The organism is Bartonella sp. WD12.1, from assembly GCF_002022415.1.
Lineage (GTDB): Bacteria > Pseudomonadota > Alphaproteobacteria > Rhizobiales > Rhizobiaceae > Bartonella.
Map to the genome: position 1 here is coordinate 697,176 of NZ_MUBG01000001.1, position 16,425 is coordinate 713,600.

Here is a 16,425-nt window from a genome sequence, read left to right on the forward strand (position 1 = left end):
TTTTTATATTTCAACTGGGTATAACATGCGTGACACATATTATATAACGACTCCAATTTTTTATCCTAATGGTGCTCCGCATATTGGGCATGCTTATAATGCAATTGCGAGTGATTGTTTAGCCCGTTTTCAACGATTAGACGGTAAAGACGTATTTTTTCTATCTGGCACGGATGAGCATGGTCTCAAAATGCAACAGACAGCAGAAGCGTTGAACATAACACCTCAGCAACTTGCAGATCGTAACAGCGCTATCTTTCAAAAAATGCTTACAAAATTAAATTGCTCTAATGATGATTTCATTCGCACGACAGAAGAAAGACATTACCAAACCTGTCAAGTGATTTGGAAAAAAATGGAAGCTAATGGAGATATTTATCTTGATCGTTATGCTGGTTGGTATTCGGTCCGTCAAGAATCTTATTATGAAGAAAAGGATACCCAAATTGGGGAAGATGGAATCCGTCGTGAAAAAGAGCTAGGATCTCCAGTTGAGTGGAATGAAGAAGAAAGTTATTTTTTTAAGCTTTCCCGTTATGAAAAAGCTCTTCTTGAGCATTATGAAAAATATCCTGATTTCATTGCTCCCAATAAACGGCGTAATGAGATTATAAGTTTTATCAAATCAGGTTTGAAAGATATTTCTATTTCACGGACAAATTTTAATTGGGGGGTTGGTGTCCCAAATAACTCAAAGCATGTAATGTACGTTTGGGTTGATGCACTTACAAATTATCTTACAGCAATTGATTTTTTCAATGAAACATCAAAAAAACGTCATTTTTGGTCTGCAAGTACTCATATTATTGGCAAAGATATTATTCGTTTCCACGCAATCTATTGGCCGGCGTTTTTGATGTCAGCTGGGATTGAACTACCTAAACGTATTTTTGCACATGGTTTTTTGTTAAATCGCGGTGCAAAAATGTCAAAATCTGTTGGAAATGTAGTTGATCCTTTTGAAATAATCGACCGTTATGGTCTTGATCAAGTCCGTTATTTTTTTCTTCGTGAAGTACCATTCGGGCAAGACGGTAGTTATAATCACGAAAGTTTTGTAAATCGTATCAATGCAGATCTTGTTAATGATCTTGGCAATTTAGCGCAGCGCTCTTTGTCTATGATACAAAAAAATTGTGATGCAAAAATTCCTGTGCCAACTGAATTTTTAGCTCAAGATGAACAACTTTTAGAACAATCTCTTCAGATAGTTGAGGTTGCACGCCAAGCTATGTTACGCCAGGCACCCCATTTAGCGCTCTCAGCCATTTTTTCAGTTGTGGCAGATGCTAACCGATATTTTGCCAGTGAAGAGCCTTGGAGTTTATGTAAAAGTAATCCAGAAAGATTTTTTACAGTTCTTTATGTAACTTTGGAAGTTTTGCGACGGATAGGTATTATGCTTTTGCCTTTTATTCCTCAATCAGCTGCTAAACTTCTTGATAGTCTTGCAATTGCTAAAGAAGATCGCTTATTACATCATATAGGCGATTCAAAAATTAAAGAAGGTGAAAATCTTCCATTGCCGGTACCGATTTTTCCCCGTTATGTCTTTAAGAAAGCTGATGTGAATGATGTTGATTGATACGCATTGTCATCTTGATTTTGAAGATTTTTCTCGGGATTTGGATGGTGTTATTCAACGGGCTTTAGCTGTTGATGTTGGACGTATGATAACAATTTCGACACATGTTCATAAGTTGGATAAACTTTTAGCAATCGCAAAAGCTTATGAACAGGTTTTTTGTTCTGTTGGTACTCACCCCAATCATGTGTGTGAAGAGCAAAATATTAAAGCTGAAAATCTTATTTGTTTATCAAAACATCCCAAAATTATCGCATTTGGTGAGTCTGGGCTTGATTATCATTATAATTATACTTCATCAGAAGAACAAAAGAAGAGTTTTCAGGAACATATCATTGCTTCTCGGGAAACACAGTTACCTCTTGTAATTCATTCACGTAATGCGGATGCTGATATGGAACAGATATTACGTGAACAAATGAAGGAAGGAGAATTTCCATTTATTTTTCATTGTTATTCGTCTGGCATGCAGCTTGCTCGTGCTGGCATTGAGCTTGGTGGCTATATATCTTTTTCAGGTATTCTCACTTTTAAAAATGCACTCGAAATTCGTGAAATAGCAAAAATTGTGCCTCATGAACGTTTGTTAATTGAAACAGATTCACCATTTTTAGCACCTGTTCCTTACCGTGGACAAACAAATGAGCCGTCTTTTGTGCGTCATACAGCGGTTATTTTGGCTGAAACTATCGGCTTAAGTATTGAAGAAATCGCTCAGATAACAACACAAAATGCTTTTCGTTTATTTAGCAAAATGAAATAAAAAGAATGTTTGATTGTTACCGATTTACGATATTGGGTTGTGGTTCGTCTCCAGGAGTACCGCGTCCCAATGGTTATTGGGGAGCCTGTGATCCGAATAATCCGAAAAATAAACGCTATAGAACTTCTCTTTTAGTTGAACGAATTGATAAATCTGGAAAGAAAACAACAGTTGTTATTGATACAGGTCCAGATTTTCGATCACAAATGATAAAATCGCATGTTAACCATCTTGATGCTGCTGTCTATACACATCCTCATGCAGATCATGTCCATGGTATTGATGATTTACGTAGTTATGCGCTTGCACAAAAATGTTTAATAGATATTTATGCAAATGCATTTACGTTAAAGTATCTTAACGAGTCTTTTGGCTATTGTTTTCAAACACCAAAGGGTTCCAATTATTCCCCTATTTTAAAGGCACATCTTATAAATGAAAACAGTGAATTTATAATTCAAGGGCAGGGCGGAGCAATTACTTTTAACACACATTTACAATTTCATGGTGCCATTAACTCTTTGGGTTTTCGTATTGGCAATGTTGCTTACTGTACAGATGTAAATCAATTTCCTGTAGAATCATTGCAAAATCTTATAGATTTAGATGTTTTAATTATTGACTCTCTTCAGTTTAAACCTCATCCAAGTCATTTTTCGGTTGATCAAGCATTGCACTGGATAAAATATTTAAAGCCTAAGCGGGCTATATTGACTCATATGGATAATTCTCTTGATTATAATGATGTTTTAAATCACATCCCACCAAATGTTGAGCCTGCTTATCAAGGTCTTACTTTTGAAACAAATGTACTTTAGAATATATAAAATTATTAAATTTGCGTACAATAAAGTCATAAAATAGAGAATAATTCGAATTTTAATGTCAATTGAAAGCAAACTAAATTAAACAGAGTATATGGCTTTATCTAACAATCGTAGTGTATATTACATATTCTTTACATAATTATTCTCCCTTTTTTGCAAAATTAAGTGTCAATATATTTCCTTTGAGAAGTGGATCCAATACAATTTTCTAGGTACTATAGTGTTACAAAAAAGGTTTGTGTAGAAAAATTAAAAAAAGAAAATATGCATTTTAGTTTATATTTTCTATTTTTATAGAAGGGTAAATTTTATTAATGTTAAAGAAAGTCATGATCGTAGAAGATAACGAACTGAATATGAAGTTGTTCCGTGATCTTGTAGAGGTGAGTGGCTATGAAACCGTTGAAACACGTAATGGTCTTATTGCATTAGATTTAGCGCGCTCAACAATGCCCTCTCTTATTATTATGGATATTCAGTTACCTGAAGTTTCAGGGATTGATGTTATTAAACAACTAAAAGAGGATGAAGAACTTAAATCTATTCCTATTGTCGCTGTAACAGCTTTCGCTATGAAGGGAGATGAAGAGCGTATTCGTGCAAGTGGGTGTGAGGAATATATGTCAAAACCTATTTCTGTTCCGCATTTTATTACAATGCTGAAGTCTTTTTTAGACTAAAGTTGTTATTCAGTTTTCTTTTTTAATGGTAATAGGAAGATAAACTGAGAGTACAATTTCCAAAAATAATTTTTAAATATACAGTTAAAATAAAAACCCCACTAAAAAGTGGGGTTTTACGTATCATACAAGAATTGAAAATTAACGTTTTGAGAATTGGAAAGAGCGGCGCGCTTTCGCTTTACCGTATTTTTTACGTTCAACAACACGACTATCTCGTGTAAGAAAACCACCTTTTTTTAAGATAGGACGAAGTTCTGGTTCATAGTAAGTTAAAGCTTTAGAAATTCCATGACGTACTGCACCTGCTTGGCCAGAAAGACCACCACCAGCAACAGTTGCAACAATGTCAAATTGGGTATCTCTATTGGTTATAACAATCGGCTGACGAAGAATCATTCTAAGAACAGGACGGGCAAAATATTTATCAAACTCTTTATTATTAATAGTAATTTTTCCAGAGCCTGGCTTGACCCATACACGAGCAACAGCATCTTTACGTTTTCCTGTTGCATAAGCACGCTTTTGTGAATCAAGTTTTTGCACGTGAATAGGAGCAGCAACACGTTCATTTTTATTATTAACTTCTACAGTTGATATTGTTGCACCAAGTTCAGAAAGAGAATTAATTTCAGCCATAATTTAAGCAATCCTTTTATTTTTGCGGTTTAGAGCACCGACATCAAGAGCTTCGGGCTGTTGCGCTGCATGCGGATGTTGACTACCGGCATAAACACGTAAATTTTTCATTTGACGGCGACCGAGTGGACCACGGGGAATCATGCGCTCTACTGCTTTTTCAACAATTCGCTCAGGAAAACGACCTTCAAGAATTTGACGAGCTGTACGCTCTTTAATGCCACCGATATAGCCAGTATGCCAATAATATTTTTTATCAGTATATTTTTTGCCAGTAAGAGCCACTTTCTCTGCATTGATAACAATAACATTATCACCATCATCAACATGGGGGGTAAAAGTAGTTTTATGTTTGCCACGTAAGCGATTGGCAACGAGCGTGGCAAGACGACCTAAAACAAGGTTTTCTGCGTTAATAATAACCCATTTCTTTACCACTTCAGTTGGCTTTTGTGAAAAAGTTGCCATAGAAGTATCCTTTATTAAAGCCCTTTAATATGAAAACATCTTTTATTATTTTATGTTGTGAATGATTGCCACAACAAAATACATCTCAGTATATATTATCTGTCTGATATAATGTCTTATGATTTGCGTCAAGAAAAATAAAAGCTAAAAAATAACGCAATTACAAATAAGAGCATTATAATGCTCTTAAGTGTAACAGTCTATTCATATCATGAGACAAAATATGATGCTATATAAAATGTTTCATCTTTTAAGTGGTAATTGTATTTTAGCTACTTTCGTTGTACATAAAAGGTAATGCAGTTACCCTATTATTGTCTCAATGTTAAATCTTCTGCTTGTGATCAAGCTTGGGTAGATCCTCTTGATATTCAAGGGATCAATAATGCTCGTGCTATTTCTCAAAAATTTGGTTTTCCAGATCAATTAGCTCGGGTTCTTGCAGCAAGAAACGTTGATGAATCTGAAGCTGTTTCTTTTATTAATCCCACGCTACGCAATCTATTACCTAATCCAGAAAGTTTTACGGATATGCAATGCGCAGCAGAGCGCTTGGTTAAAGCTATTATGAACCGAGAGAAAATAGCTGTTTTTGGTGATTATGATGTTGATGGAGCTTGTTCATCAGCGCTTTTGGCGCGTTTTTTACGTTATTTTGGTATGACAGTTAAAATCTATATTCCTGATCGTATCGTTGAGGGCTATGGCCCAAATGAACAAGCAATGAAGATGTTGGCACAAGAAGGGGCGAGTTTAATTATTACCGTTGATTGTGGTGCAAACAGTCCAGATGCAATAAAGGCAGCTAGGCTTGCAGGTGCTGATGTTGTGGTTTTAGATCATCATCAAATGTCAGATGTTCATCAAGAGGCTGTTGCTCTTGTTAATCCTAATCGTCCTGATGATTTTCTGAACAAGGGCATTTATGTGCTGCTGGCATCGTATTTGTTACATTAGTATGGGTAAATCATTTATTGCGAAAGCAAAAATGGGTAGAGACTGTTCCTGACCTTTTAAGTATGCTTGATCTTGTTGCATTAGCCACTGTATGCGATGTGGTTCCATTGCGAGGTGTTAATCGCGCTTTTGTGGTTAAAGGGCTTCAAGTAGCGCGTTCTATGCACAATGCTGGGATAGCTGCTTTAGCAAAGGCTGCACGTATAGGTGAGCCAATTAATAGTTTTCATTTAGGTTTTTTATTAGGGCCTAGAATTAATGCAGGAGGGCGCATTGGGGACCAAGCTTTGGGAGCGCGCTTGCTTAGTTGTGATAATAGAGATGAAGCTGATAAAGTGGCAGAACAATTAAGTCAGCTTAATCAGGAACGTCAAGAAATGGAAGCTATTCAATTAGCTCAAGCAGAGGCTTATATTGATTCTGTTCATCACGATAAAGAAATGTCGTCATCACTTGTAGTTGCTTGCCAAGAATGGCATCCAGGAATTGTTGGTATTCTTGCATCCCGTTTAAAAGAACGTTTTTTTTGTCCTGTTTTTGTAATTGCTTTGAAAGAAGATGGTAGCGGTACAGGATCAGGGCGTTCAATTAGTGGTGTAGATTTGGGAGCACTTGTTCATGAAGCTGTCGCATTAAACTTATTAGAAAAAGGGGGGGACATAGTATGGCGGCTGGGATTACGATTCAATCTACGAAAGTTAAAGCTTTTCAAGAATGGTTAGAAGAAAAAGTTTCTGTGATAGTTTCGCAATTACGTGCTAAAAAGTCTCTCAGTATAGATGGCTTTCTTTCTGCTTCTGGTGCTAATAAAGATCTTTTTGATATGATTGAAAAAGCAGGTCCTTTTGGTTCAGAAAATGCTACACCTGTTTTTGTTCTTCCTTCTCATCGGTTGGTTAGTGTATGTGAGGTTGGGAAGGGGCATTTACGCCTATTTGTTTCTGATCTTGAAGGTAAAAAGCTCCAAGGAATAGCTTTTCGTTCAATAGGAACATCCCTTGGTAATTTTCTTTTTGAAAATGTTGGTGAAACTATTCATATAGCGGGTAATCTTAGTTTAAATTACTGGAATGGAACGGTCACACCACAATTGCGTGTTATTGATGCGGCGGCAGTGGTTTGATAAATATTTTTTCGATCAGATATCAAGATTATGGGCGAAAGTTGAATTTTCTTGTATGAATCGAAACCGTGCTTCTGGTTTTGACCCCATTAAGCTTTCTACTGTATCTTTAGTTTTTTGCATTTCAACCGCGTTGATAGAAATGCGCAAAAGTATGCGTTTTTGGGGATGCATAGTTGTTTCTTTAAGCTGTTCAGCACGCATTTCTCCAAGACCCTTAAAACGTCCAATTTCGATTTTAGCTTTTCCAGTAAATTCAGTTTTTAGCAACTCATCCTTATGGGCGTCATCACGCGCGTAGGCAATTTTCCCCCCTTGTGATATTCTGTAGAGAGGAGGTACAGCAAGATACAAATGCCCTCCATGGATGAGATCAGGCATTTCTTGAAAGAAAAAGGTTATTAAGAGTGAAGCAATGTGTGCACCATCAACATCAGCGTCAGTCATAATAATAATACGTTCATATCTAAGATCATCTTCACGATATTTAGAACGTGTTCCACATCCAAGCACGAGGATAAGATCACTAATTGTTTGGCTTGTAATCATCTTCTCGCGTGCAGCACTGGCTACGTTTAAAATTTTTCCCCGAAGAGGTAAAATTGCTTGGTTTGCTCTATTGCGTGCTTGTTTGGCAGAGCCACCAGCGGAATCTCCTTCAACAATGAATAATTCAGCACCAGCTGCAGAATTTTGGCTGCAATCTGCTAATTTACCGGGCAGACGTAATTTACGTACAGCCGTTTTTCGATTTATTTCTCTATCTTGACGTCGTTTTACACGTTCTTCTGCTCGTTCAATAACCCACTCAAGAAGCTTTGTTGCTTCTTGTGGAGAATTAGCAAGCCAATGGTCAAAAGGATCACGTATTGCATTTTCAACGATACGTTGTGCTTCAATTGTAGCCAATCGATCTTTAGTTTGCCCAACAAATTCAGGCTCTCTAATAAAGACTGAAAGCACCGCGACGGCTGATGCCATAACATCATCGGAAGTAATAATAGCGGCGCGCTTGTTTCCTATTAATTCAGCGTATGCTTTCAGTCCACGTAAAAGAGCTTGTCGTAACCCTATTTCATGGCTTCCACCTTCCCGCGTAGGAATGGTGTTACAGTAGGATTGTACACCAGCATCACCACTATGCCAAGCTACTGCCCACTCAACTGAGCCATGATTGGCACGTTGTTTCGTTTTACCAGAAAAGATTTCAGTTGTTATACAATATTTATTATTCAATGATGATGATAAATAGTCTTTAAGCCCATCTGGAAAATGAAAAGTAGCTTTTTCAGGAATGTTATTAATACCTTCAAGTACTACCGGATCACAACTCCAGCGAATTTTAACTCCACTAAAAAGATAGGCTTTAGAACGTGCCATTTTATAAATTTTTTCTGGTTCAAAAGCTATTTTTTCTCCAAAAATTTTACTATCAGGATGAAAACGAACTCGTGTACCGCGACGATTGTAGACATCACCTAAGTCTTCTAATTCAGATTGAGGAATACCGCGTGAAAAACGCTGACGGTAAAGTTTTCGTTCTCGTGCTACTTCGACTTCTATATCGTCAGAAAGAGCGTTGACAACGGAAATACCAACTCCATGTAAACCACCAGAGGTTTGATAAGCTTTCCCATCGAATTTCCCCCCTGAGTGAAGTTGTGTCATAATGACTTCAAGAGTAGATTTATCTGGCATTTGAGGATGGTTTTCAATGGGAATTCCACGTCCATTATCTGTAACTGTTAAATAACCATCTTTATCCAGTGATACATCAATTAAATCAGCGTAACCAGCAACAGCTTCATCCATTGCATTATCAATGATTTCGGAAAATAAATGATGAAGTGCTTTGCTATCTGTTCCACCGATATACATTCCAGGTCGCAAACGCACAGGCTCCAAACCTTCAAGTACTCGTATAGATGACGCATTGTAGTCATTTGTTTCTGTATTATCTTTAGAGGTCGATACAGACACTTTTGAAGGTATTGCTTTTGAATTTACAGGAGTTTTCTGACTGTTCGCTTTCGTTTCCATACGAAGCTGAGCTTTATTTAAAATACTAAAAAGATCTTTATTATTATCGCTCATAGCATTCAATTATCTATCTAAATTTAAGTTATTTAAAATAAACGTTTAATCTAAATAAGTTTTATGCCTGCTTTTCGTTTAAAAATCAACGTACTTAAGAAACATCAATTGTTGGGCCAAAAATTTGTTCAAATGCGTGTTTTAAAGCAATATCAACATCATGTATCGTTACAGGTAAACCCAGATCAATTAAGCTGGTTACACCATAATCTGCAATTCCGCACGGAACAATTCCTGAGTAGTGATCTAAGTTAGGATCAACGTTGATAGCAATTCCATGAAAACTTACCCACTTACGTACACGGATACCAATAGCAGCAATTTTATCTTCACAAGAAGTGCCTTTTATTGTTTGTGGACGATCTGGCCGTGTAACCCAAACACCAATCCTATCTTCACGGCGTTCACCTTTAATATTAAATTGTACAAGTGTTTGGATAATCCACTGTTCTAATGCACTAATAAAAGCGCGTATGTCTTGTTTTCTGTGTTTCAGATCAAGCATAATATAAGCAATACGCTGTCCTGGGCCATGATATGTAAATTCACCACCACGGCCAGCTTCATAAACAGGAAATAAATTAGGTGTTAGAAGATCCTTTTTGTTGGCACTTGTACCAGCTGTATAAAGGGGAGGGTGTTCAAGAAGCCAAACTTGTTCATGTGCGGTTTTTGCAAAAATATTTTCTACGCGTTCTTGCATATAACGGAGTGCTTCCGGATATTCGACTAAACCATCGCTTATTTTCCATTCAATTGGTGAGGTGGAAGAAGCTGTTTTAAAATCATACGATAAATGATCACGATTAGTGCGTTTCAATTTAGATGTCATCGGAAATATTTATATTAATAAAGGTTATATTGTATTTTTGCCATTAGCAACATTGTGTAACAAGATATGGGGTTATGGATTAAAATCAAAATAGAAAAAGAGTGATATCAATATTTTTATATATTAGTGAAAGCATTTAATTATTTCTACCATTTTAGTTGAGTAGAAAGCTGTTAATTAAAATATAAACAAATAAGTCAGAATTTGATATGAAACTAGCTAATTAAACTATAAATATATGATGTCACTGCATTGCAGTAACTGACCCAAAATTTATATCATTAATTGTCGTTATGCTTAAAAGATGAAATAAGTATTAGGATATCGTTTTAAACGTAACATTGAAGCATAAAAAAAATACTTTACTCCATCTGAGCAGCTCAGAAATAAGTTAGAAATTAAGGTGTTTTGTGACAAATACCAATGAGCATTTTACCATTTTCTTGATGCTCTACCATTTCCTGATGAATCTCCTCTACCTTTAAACCTACTACCAGTTGAATATCTTTCCAATCTTCCATCAGAATGTTTTTTCTAGTATTTATATTAGTAAACCAAAGCGTAAAAACTATACCCATCCCGTGATATTTTCATAGACTTACTTTTTATTAAAAATTATTGCAAGAATCGGCAAACTAATCACTAGAAAAAAGATTAAAAAGAAAATAGTATTCGCTATCATTTTTTTCAGTTTGTTTACTTTCCATTTCAACAATTTTAGCCTTTGCTTTGATTCTAGACATAACATCGGAATCACTTCCTGTAATAACTTTAGTAATTGCGTTAACTGCTTTAATGATTCTTTTTTGATGATTTTCTTCACGAAAATTAGACAGAATAAAATTGTTAATAATGACTGCAGAAATCGCATCTGTTAGCTCTTTTTCCAAACTATAGCCGACTTCAATACATACTTTGCACTCGTTTGATGCAACGACAAGTAATACACTGTTATTGATCTTTTTTGCCAAGCTCTATGTGCGAAACAGAGAATTGCTGTAAGTTTTTATATCGATTCCCGAAAGGGTAGGTACAGGTTATAATGACAATTTTGTTACCTGTTTTGTTTTCTAATATGTAGACAGTTTTTCTATCAGACTTTTTATCGTCGTAATATCAAGCAAATGAACTATATCATTAATATGGCTTGTTAAGAGGGAAAATTAGATTTGCGAATACACAATATTATTCAATGTAACAGCCAAAAATAAAGAACTTATGAAGGACCATGAAGGTAAAGAAGCATTACGTTAAATGAGTTAAATAGGATATTGAAATGATACCATTAATTGAAATTAACTTTCGATTATAATACGCTTTTTAATTTCTAATTTATTTCGTCTATGGTCTACGAAAAAAATAAAACAATTTTCAATTTACTTACCCATTGGTTGAAGAGCTTAGAAATTTACTATTATATTTGAAATTTATTGATGTATAAAAAGATTTGGAAAGAGGGAATTATTACAAATTAAATAAACATTTTTGTATGAGATCTATAAAAAATCTTTTCTCTAGCATATTAAGGTTAAACGTTTGCAATTGATTAAGTTTTAACATCGAAGGAGAGGTAAAAGGAGGGGTGTTTTCATAATTTGCTAATTATCACTTTATGCTTTCTAAGATATTGAAAAAGTAGAATAAAAGTAGAAATACTACAGTGATATAGATTGCATAATTTTTAATCGAGAAATCCTATTGGTACTTCCTCTAATGGAAAAAGCCGTATTCGTAATGTTAACTTTAGGAGTTGCTTTACAAATAGAGAATCTAGCGTTGATTATATAGGTTTTTTCTTGGATCTGGGAGGTTATTAGCGGGTAATGATTCAATTCAATGGCTTATAGTAAACAATTATGATTTAGTTTTCGGTATAATATTGTTTTGTTGTTTAATATTTTTGGTAATCATGATAATTTTTTTACTTACAAATCATTGAATTATAATAAAAAATCATTATTTAACATTCTGTAGAACTTATTTTTTATGATTGTGTCATTTTTATTATAGCTCTTTTTGAAAAGATTATGTAATGGGGATAATGTATCATTATGTGGTTCTCAACATTATCTTCGGAGTAATTCATGAGCACGAAATGTTTAATTAGCACATCTATTATCACTCTATTTACAGCTTCTATAGCACATGCAGCAGATATTATGGTACCTCGAGAGTCGAGGCCCGTTGTTTCATCCACTCAAATGTCAAAGCAAGTTTCACCACCTGTTGAAATGAGTCCTAATTCTGATGTTCCACCAGTTATTTCTGCACCTACTTTTTCTTGGAATGGTTTCTATCTTGGAGGGCAGATTGGTGGCTTTTCAGGTAAAACGGGTATTAGTTTATACGCCAAAAAAGGCTCTGGTACGAGAGAATGGACACCAGTTGAAAAAGACACATTGCCTCAACTTTCCGGTTTTATGGGAGGTCTTTATGCAGGAGCCAATGTTGATTTAGGAAACAGTCTTATTCTAGGTGTTGATACGGATATCGTTTGGTCTAATAAACAGGATACAAAGGTTGTTGCAAAAAGAAATTTTGAAGAACTAGAGTTAGAAGAAGTAGAGGAGGTAGAGGAAGTAGTACAGCCAGAAAGGAGAGAGCGCCAATTATATGGACATGCATCTGTACAATCTCAGCGCGCTGAAAGTCAAGGTAGCCAAGAACATCAAGCATCTAGTGCAAGTAGTTTAAGCGATAGTGCACAATCAAGACAGAGGAGGAGTACTGGCAGCGATGACAGTAGTAGACAAGGAAGAAATACATCATCCACGTCAGATTCTACTGAGCTTCTTCGTGATCTTGTTCAACAAAGGGTTTCAATTTCAGCACATAGTAGTAGTCCAAGGTATGAACCGCGTCTAGTTAACCCTTCTCTTCAACCTCAACAAGCACGACAGTCAGAAATCACACATATAAGGGAAATGGAGCAGGTAGATGAAATAGTGGAAACTGCTAAGATTTATAGTAATACTTTAAAACAAAAATGGTCTGGTGCTACACGGGTACGTATAGGTTTTGCAGTTGATCGTATTGTGCCTTATATTGCTGGTGGTGTTGCTTATGCGCAGATTCAAAATACCTTTTTACGATCAATTGAGGTGGAGACTCGAGAAGTAAGTTCTTCTAGCTTATCAGATACAAAAATGATGGTGGGTTACACCCTGGGTGGCGGTGTTGATTTTGCGATGGCTGATAATGTTATTTTACGTGCAGAATATCGCTATTCAGATTTTGGCAAACAGAAATTTGCTAAAGATAAATTAGAGCTTGATTACCAAACCAATGATTTTAGAGTTGGTGTTGCTTATAAATTCTAATTTATTGTACGACTCAAATCGCTTTAAAAGCTCTATCCTATGGTAGAGCTTTTATTTTTATTCGTTGTTGTGTTTCTCTAAATCAGGGAAGAGGGGTATATTATAGCCGTACCTATATGAAAAGAAAGTTGGAAAACTTTAGAATCCTGGCTTTATCACCTCGTTTCTAAACTTATAAAAATAATAATACAATAAAAGAAACATAAGAAGGTAAAAGATATGGTGGGCAATGAGATCGCCTTATAATACAATAAAATCAGTATGTTATGTAAAAAATAAGGGAATCTAAGACTCTTGATTTTATTGAGTTTTTTTGTGCTCTATCCCTTATTTTTTTGGAGCTTTTCGATTGATTCGAGAGCCAATCTTTTGCGATCAGCAGTCTTTGTGTAGAGAGATGCCATTTGATCATCAGTCCATCCAAAAATTGCTTTAAGTTGTGCGACCGTAGCACCTGCATTGGCAGCTCTTGTTGCAGCTAATTTTCTTAAACCATGAGCTGATTTTTTTATTCCCGCTGCATTGCAAGCATCTCTAAACAGGTTCCCAAAGGTTTCTTTGGTTAGTTTTTTCCCCCCTTTCCCACAAATAAATGTTTCATCACCAATAGGACCCATTTCAAGAGTTTTTGCTAATTCGGGTAGAATGGGAAGAAACACATCTGTTTGAAATTTGCTTTTTTCTGTCTTTAAATGAATGACATTATCCGTGACATCCTTCCATCCGATGCGTACAACATCTCCCCGTCGTAAGCCTGTGTAAAGAAGAACATCAATCCATACCCGTTCATGCGTTCCGAGAGGCCATTGTTGATAATATTTGTCGATGTCCTCTTCTATCCAAGCAGGGAATCCATCCTTGTTTTTGAGAAATGGTGTTTTAACCCCTAAAGCAGGATTATTTTCTAAAAGTCCTTGTTCAACTGCCCATTTAAAAAGGCCATTAACTGCTTTGAGAAAATTCCGAGCATTTGCAGGTGTTTCTTTGCGTCGTTCAACGCCGGCTATGATATGCGACTTTTTAATTGCTTTGTATGGAATATCTCCTATGGCATCTGACACTTTCATTAGAATAAGTTCTTTTTGCCTTTTCGTAGCATGAGCTAGGTTATGCCAAGTGACGCTGTCAAAATATTGTTTCAGGAGCCATATAAAACTACCTTCAACGAGTTTACCAGGTTTAGATTTAGGAAGCTTGTATCCTTGTAACTCAGAAAGAGCATCTTTATAGTCGTCAACAAATTCTTGTGTACCATAGGTTCCACGCACTCTACGCCTTTGACCATGGCCAATACGCACGTACCATACGATTTTACCATAGCGCGTAATTTCTTTGACAAGGTGGGGAGGCCGTGGTTTAGGCATAGCGTGACCTTACATACCAATATCAAAGTCATAATCACCCTTTGAGAGATCTAATAATCTGTCTGGATGAGTAGCAGTATTTGGTATGGCGATATCAGCTTTGAGATAAATTAAGAGTTCACCAGTTGGTTTGATTTCCATTAACTCACAACCTTGCTTTTTAGCTTCTCTTAAAGCTCTTGCAATAGCGGACTGTGTTACGGCAGCGTGGCGACGAGCCATGTTGAATTTCCTTAATTTTGATTGCACTTCACCTGTGGTGAAAAGTGCGCATGTGTGAGAGAGTGATTGAAAATGGGTGGGGGCGCTTAGGGGAGGGAGAACAGCGCCCCCTATGGGTTTAAGCAGCTTGCGTCAAGAATTGCATATCTTGTTCTATTTCTGCTAAAAATGCTTCAACAGCTTTATTGATGAGCTCAATCTGTTCATCATCACGTGGGATGCGTAAAGTTTTGATACACAAATGAGGTGATTTATCTATAAACCAAGGATGATAGCTAACAAAATCACACCATTTTCGTTCTGTGCAAGCCATTTGGAATTGCATTTGTAAAATATATTCAGGTTTGATTTTACCGTCTCGCAAAAAACGGACATGGGTTGTTTCTTGAGGGCATTTGACTTCTATGAGGCCCCCATCTCCAATGAGACCATCAGGACTAGCGCCTGCCATTTCAATTGTCGGATGGGGAATAAACCCACATCGTGTGACAGGAGTATCGTAAAGAAAGCTATATTCTTCAATTGCACTGTCTTCATATTCATTGCCCCATCGCATGGCAGGTGTTTCATAAGATGATATTGTTTTACCAGTTAAACGTTCTGTAATGAGCTTGATTTTGTACTCTTCATATTTACTTGTGGGTAAGCCTTTAGCTGTTTTATCGACGATGCTGTTAATGTTTGAAGCTGTGACTTTACCTAAACGCGCTTGAAACCATTCTGCTGTTCTTTGTTCCATATCACACCCCCGTTGAAGCTTGTTGAATTGGTGTGTGTGGTTGTTTTGGTAAAGGTAAAGCTTGTTGTGCTTCTTCCATTTGTAAGTGTTGTTTTGCTTCCAAACGCCTTAAAACAATTTGCCCTGTCTCATGAGACATTTCTGCGAGATTTGTGACCTTTGCATAAGAGAGTACTTTTGCTTCTTCTGTTTTTGTTTGTTCCATTAAATCTTTGATTTGCTCAAGTAAATCATGAGATATTCTCTCGTTTTGGGGGAGATAGTTAGCCTCATTAATACGATCAGCTTCATCTTCATCATAGATACCAGATAAACCGAATGCATAACGAGCACACTGTATCAGTGCCTTATGACGTAACATGCGAGCAGGACATTGATTCCAAGGTTCTGTATTTCGCTTACATTCTTTGAGATATTCTGTGATTTTTATGGGATATTTCTTATCTTTTAAATGTATAGTGCACGTAACAGAAAACAGATTGCCTTCATTATCAAAGTTTTCTTCAAGTTCTACCCCATCGAGACTAGGGTGTGAATTTATGACCTTAAGCCACCCATCAACAGAGACAGTTGCGATAATGCCGCCCCCTCTTTTAGGGATGGCATATATTTCTTTGTTTAGAGGGTCTAATCCATATTTTTTGGCAAGATAAACAAAGACCAAAAACTCAGCATTAGAAATATTACCGCTAATACATGTTTTGAAAATTGCTTCACGAAATTCTTGTTCTGATAAATCATATTGTTGCGCCATTTTTGCAACGAGAGGAGTTGTCATTATCGTTATCCTTAACTTTGGGTACACCCCACCT

Annotated in this window: 15 protein-coding genes and 1 pseudogene; 6 read left to right on the forward strand and 10 right to left on the reverse strand. The window is 36.2% G+C overall.

Translation table 11 applies throughout. The annotated features are described in order from the left end of the window. Positions 1–25: 25 nt before the first annotated feature. The 4 genes from metG (at position 26) to BWD121_RS03010 (ending at position 3,855) form a co-directional block, all read left to right on the forward strand. Complete coding sequence (metG, locus tag BWD121_RS02995; RefSeq protein WP_078663335.1) at positions 26–1,585, forward strand: methionine--tRNA ligase; 1,560 nt, start codon at positions 26–28, stop codon at positions 1,583–1,585. After that, positions 1,575–2,348: a TatD family hydrolase gene (locus BWD121_RS03000; RefSeq protein WP_078664055.1), complete on the forward strand. Its 774-nt coding sequence runs from the start codon at positions 1,575–1,577 to the stop codon at positions 2,346–2,348. Before metG ends, BWD121_RS03000 begins: the two co-directional genes overlap by 11 nt. Positions 2,349–2,353: 5 nt before the next feature. Beyond that, positions 2,354–3,166, forward strand: a complete 813-nt coding sequence (locus BWD121_RS03005; protein ID WP_078663336.1) for an MBL fold metallo-hydrolase — start codon at positions 2,354–2,356, stop codon at positions 3,164–3,166. 323 nt (positions 3,167–3,489) lie between these two features. Beyond that, positions 3,490–3,855: a response regulator gene (locus BWD121_RS03010; protein WP_078663337.1), complete on the forward strand. Its 366-nt coding sequence runs from the start codon at positions 3,490–3,492 to the stop codon at positions 3,853–3,855. Between the two features lie 141 nt (positions 3,856–3,996). Here the strand turns inward: BWD121_RS03010 and rpsI are convergent, their stop codons facing one another. Further along, positions 3,997–4,494, reverse strand: a complete 498-nt coding sequence (gene rpsI, locus BWD121_RS03015; protein WP_078663338.1) for a 30S ribosomal protein S9 — start codon at positions 4,492–4,494, stop codon at positions 3,997–3,999. A gap of 3 nt (positions 4,495–4,497) precedes the next feature. Further along, positions 4,498–4,962, reverse strand: coding sequence for a 50S ribosomal protein L13 (gene rplM / locus BWD121_RS03020; RefSeq protein WP_010703755.1), 465 nt, complete (start codon positions 4,960–4,962; stop codon positions 4,498–4,500). Between the two features lie 297 nt (positions 4,963–5,259). Between rplM and recJ the strand changes: the two are divergent. Continuing rightward, positions 5,260–7,042 (forward strand): annotated as a pseudogene (gene recJ, locus BWD121_RS03025) (single-stranded-DNA-specific exonuclease RecJ). Between the two features lie 15 nt (positions 7,043–7,057). On the opposite strand, the gene parE reads toward recJ, so the two are convergent. The 4 genes from parE to BWD121_RS08665 all read right to left on the reverse strand — a co-directional run bounded on the left by parE (position 7,058) and on the right by BWD121_RS08665 (position 10,939). Continuing rightward, positions 7,058–9,136: a DNA topoisomerase IV subunit B gene (parE, locus tag BWD121_RS03030; protein WP_078663339.1), complete on the reverse strand. Its 2,079-nt coding sequence runs from the start codon at positions 9,134–9,136 to the stop codon at positions 7,058–7,060. A 94-nt stretch (positions 9,137–9,230) separates the two neighbouring features. Further along, entirely contained in the window at positions 9,231–9,968 is a 738-nt protein-coding gene (lipB, locus tag BWD121_RS03035; protein ID WP_078663340.1) for a lipoyl(octanoyl) transferase LipB, read from the reverse strand. A 398-nt stretch (positions 9,969–10,366) separates the two neighbouring features. Further along, positions 10,367–10,489 carry a hypothetical protein gene (locus BWD121_RS08660; protein ID WP_346418118.1) on the reverse strand — a complete coding sequence of 41 codons (123 nt, stop codon included), beginning with the start codon at positions 10,487–10,489 and terminating at the stop codon, positions 10,367–10,369. 114 nt (positions 10,490–10,603) lie between these two features. Beyond that, positions 10,604–10,939 (reverse strand): TPM domain-containing protein, encoded by a 336-nt coding sequence (locus BWD121_RS08665; protein WP_346418119.1) that lies wholly within the window; start codon positions 10,937–10,939, stop codon positions 10,604–10,606. Between the two features lie 1,113 nt (positions 10,940–12,052). On the opposite strand from BWD121_RS08665, the gene BWD121_RS03045 reads away from it, so the two are divergent. Then, on the forward strand, positions 12,053–13,288 hold the full coding sequence (locus BWD121_RS03045) for an outer membrane protein (RefSeq protein WP_078663341.1): 1,236 nt from the start codon (positions 12,053–12,055) through the stop codon (positions 13,286–13,288). A gap of 320 nt (positions 13,289–13,608) precedes the next feature. On the opposite strand, the gene BWD121_RS03050 is transcribed toward BWD121_RS03045, so the two are convergent. From BWD121_RS03050 to BWD121_RS03065, 4 genes are all read right to left on the reverse strand, one after another. Beyond that, complete coding sequence (locus BWD121_RS03050; RefSeq protein WP_078663215.1) at positions 13,609–14,652, reverse strand: tyrosine-type recombinase/integrase; 1,044 nt, start codon at positions 14,650–14,652, stop codon at positions 13,609–13,611. A gap of 9 nt (positions 14,653–14,661) precedes the next feature. After that, positions 14,662–14,874, reverse strand: coding sequence for a hypothetical protein (locus BWD121_RS03055; protein ID WP_078663216.1), 213 nt, complete (start codon positions 14,872–14,874; stop codon positions 14,662–14,664). 118 nt (positions 14,875–14,992) lie between these two features. Next, positions 14,993–15,613: a lambda exonuclease family protein gene (locus tag BWD121_RS03060; RefSeq protein ID WP_078663217.1), complete on the reverse strand. Its 621-nt coding sequence runs from the start codon at positions 15,611–15,613 to the stop codon at positions 14,993–14,995. Between the two features lies 1 nt (position 15,614). Then, entirely contained in the window at positions 15,615–16,391 is a 777-nt protein-coding gene (locus BWD121_RS03065; protein WP_078663218.1) for a recombinase RecT, read from the reverse strand. Positions 16,392–16,425: the final 34 nt, after the last annotated feature.

Bases quoted from the DNA above. Each gene is read 5' to 3' on its own strand.
- metG (WP_078663335.1), top strand. From the start codon at position 26: ATGCGTGACACATATTATATAACGACTCCAATTTTTTATCCTAATGGT.
- BWD121_RS03000 (WP_078664055.1), top strand. From the start codon at position 1,575: ATGTTGATTGATACGCATTGTCATCTTGATTTTGAAGATTTTTCTCGG.
- BWD121_RS03005 (WP_078663336.1), top strand. From the start codon at position 2,354: ATGTTTGATTGTTACCGATTTACGATATTGGGTTGTGGTTCGTCTCCA.
- BWD121_RS03010 (WP_078663337.1), top strand. From the start codon at position 3,490: ATGTTAAAGAAAGTCATGATCGTAGAAGATAACGAACTGAATATGAAG.
- rpsI (WP_078663338.1), bottom strand. From the start codon at position 4,494: ATGGCTGAAATTAATTCTCTTTCTGAACTTGGTGCAACAATATCAACT.
- rplM (WP_010703755.1), bottom strand. From the start codon at position 4,962: ATGGCAACTTTTTCACAAAAGCCAACTGAAGTGGTAAAGAAATGGGTT.
- parE (WP_078663339.1), bottom strand. From the start codon at position 9,136: ATGAGCGATAATAATAAAGATCTTTTTAGTATTTTAAATAAAGCTCAG.
- lipB (WP_078663340.1), bottom strand. From the start codon at position 9,968: ATGACATCTAAATTGAAACGCACTAATCGTGATCATTTATCGTATGAT.
- BWD121_RS08660 (WP_346418118.1), bottom strand. From the start codon at position 10,489: ATGGAAGATTGGAAAGATATTCAACTGGTAGTAGGTTTAAAGGTAGAG.
- BWD121_RS03045 (WP_078663341.1), top strand. From the start codon at position 12,053: ATGAGCACGAAATGTTTAATTAGCACATCTATTATCACTCTATTTACA.
- BWD121_RS03050 (WP_078663215.1), bottom strand. From the start codon at position 14,652: ATGCCTAAACCACGGCCTCCCCACCTTGTCAAAGAAATTACGCGCTAT.
- BWD121_RS03055 (WP_078663216.1), bottom strand. From the start codon at position 14,874: ATGGCTCGTCGCCACGCTGCCGTAACACAGTCCGCTATTGCAAGAGCT.
- BWD121_RS03060 (WP_078663217.1), bottom strand. From the start codon at position 15,613: ATGGAACAAAGAACAGCAGAATGGTTTCAAGCGCGTTTAGGTAAAGTC.
- BWD121_RS03065 (WP_078663218.1), bottom strand. From the start codon at position 16,391: ATGACAACTCCTCTCGTTGCAAAAATGGCGCAACAATATGATTTATCA.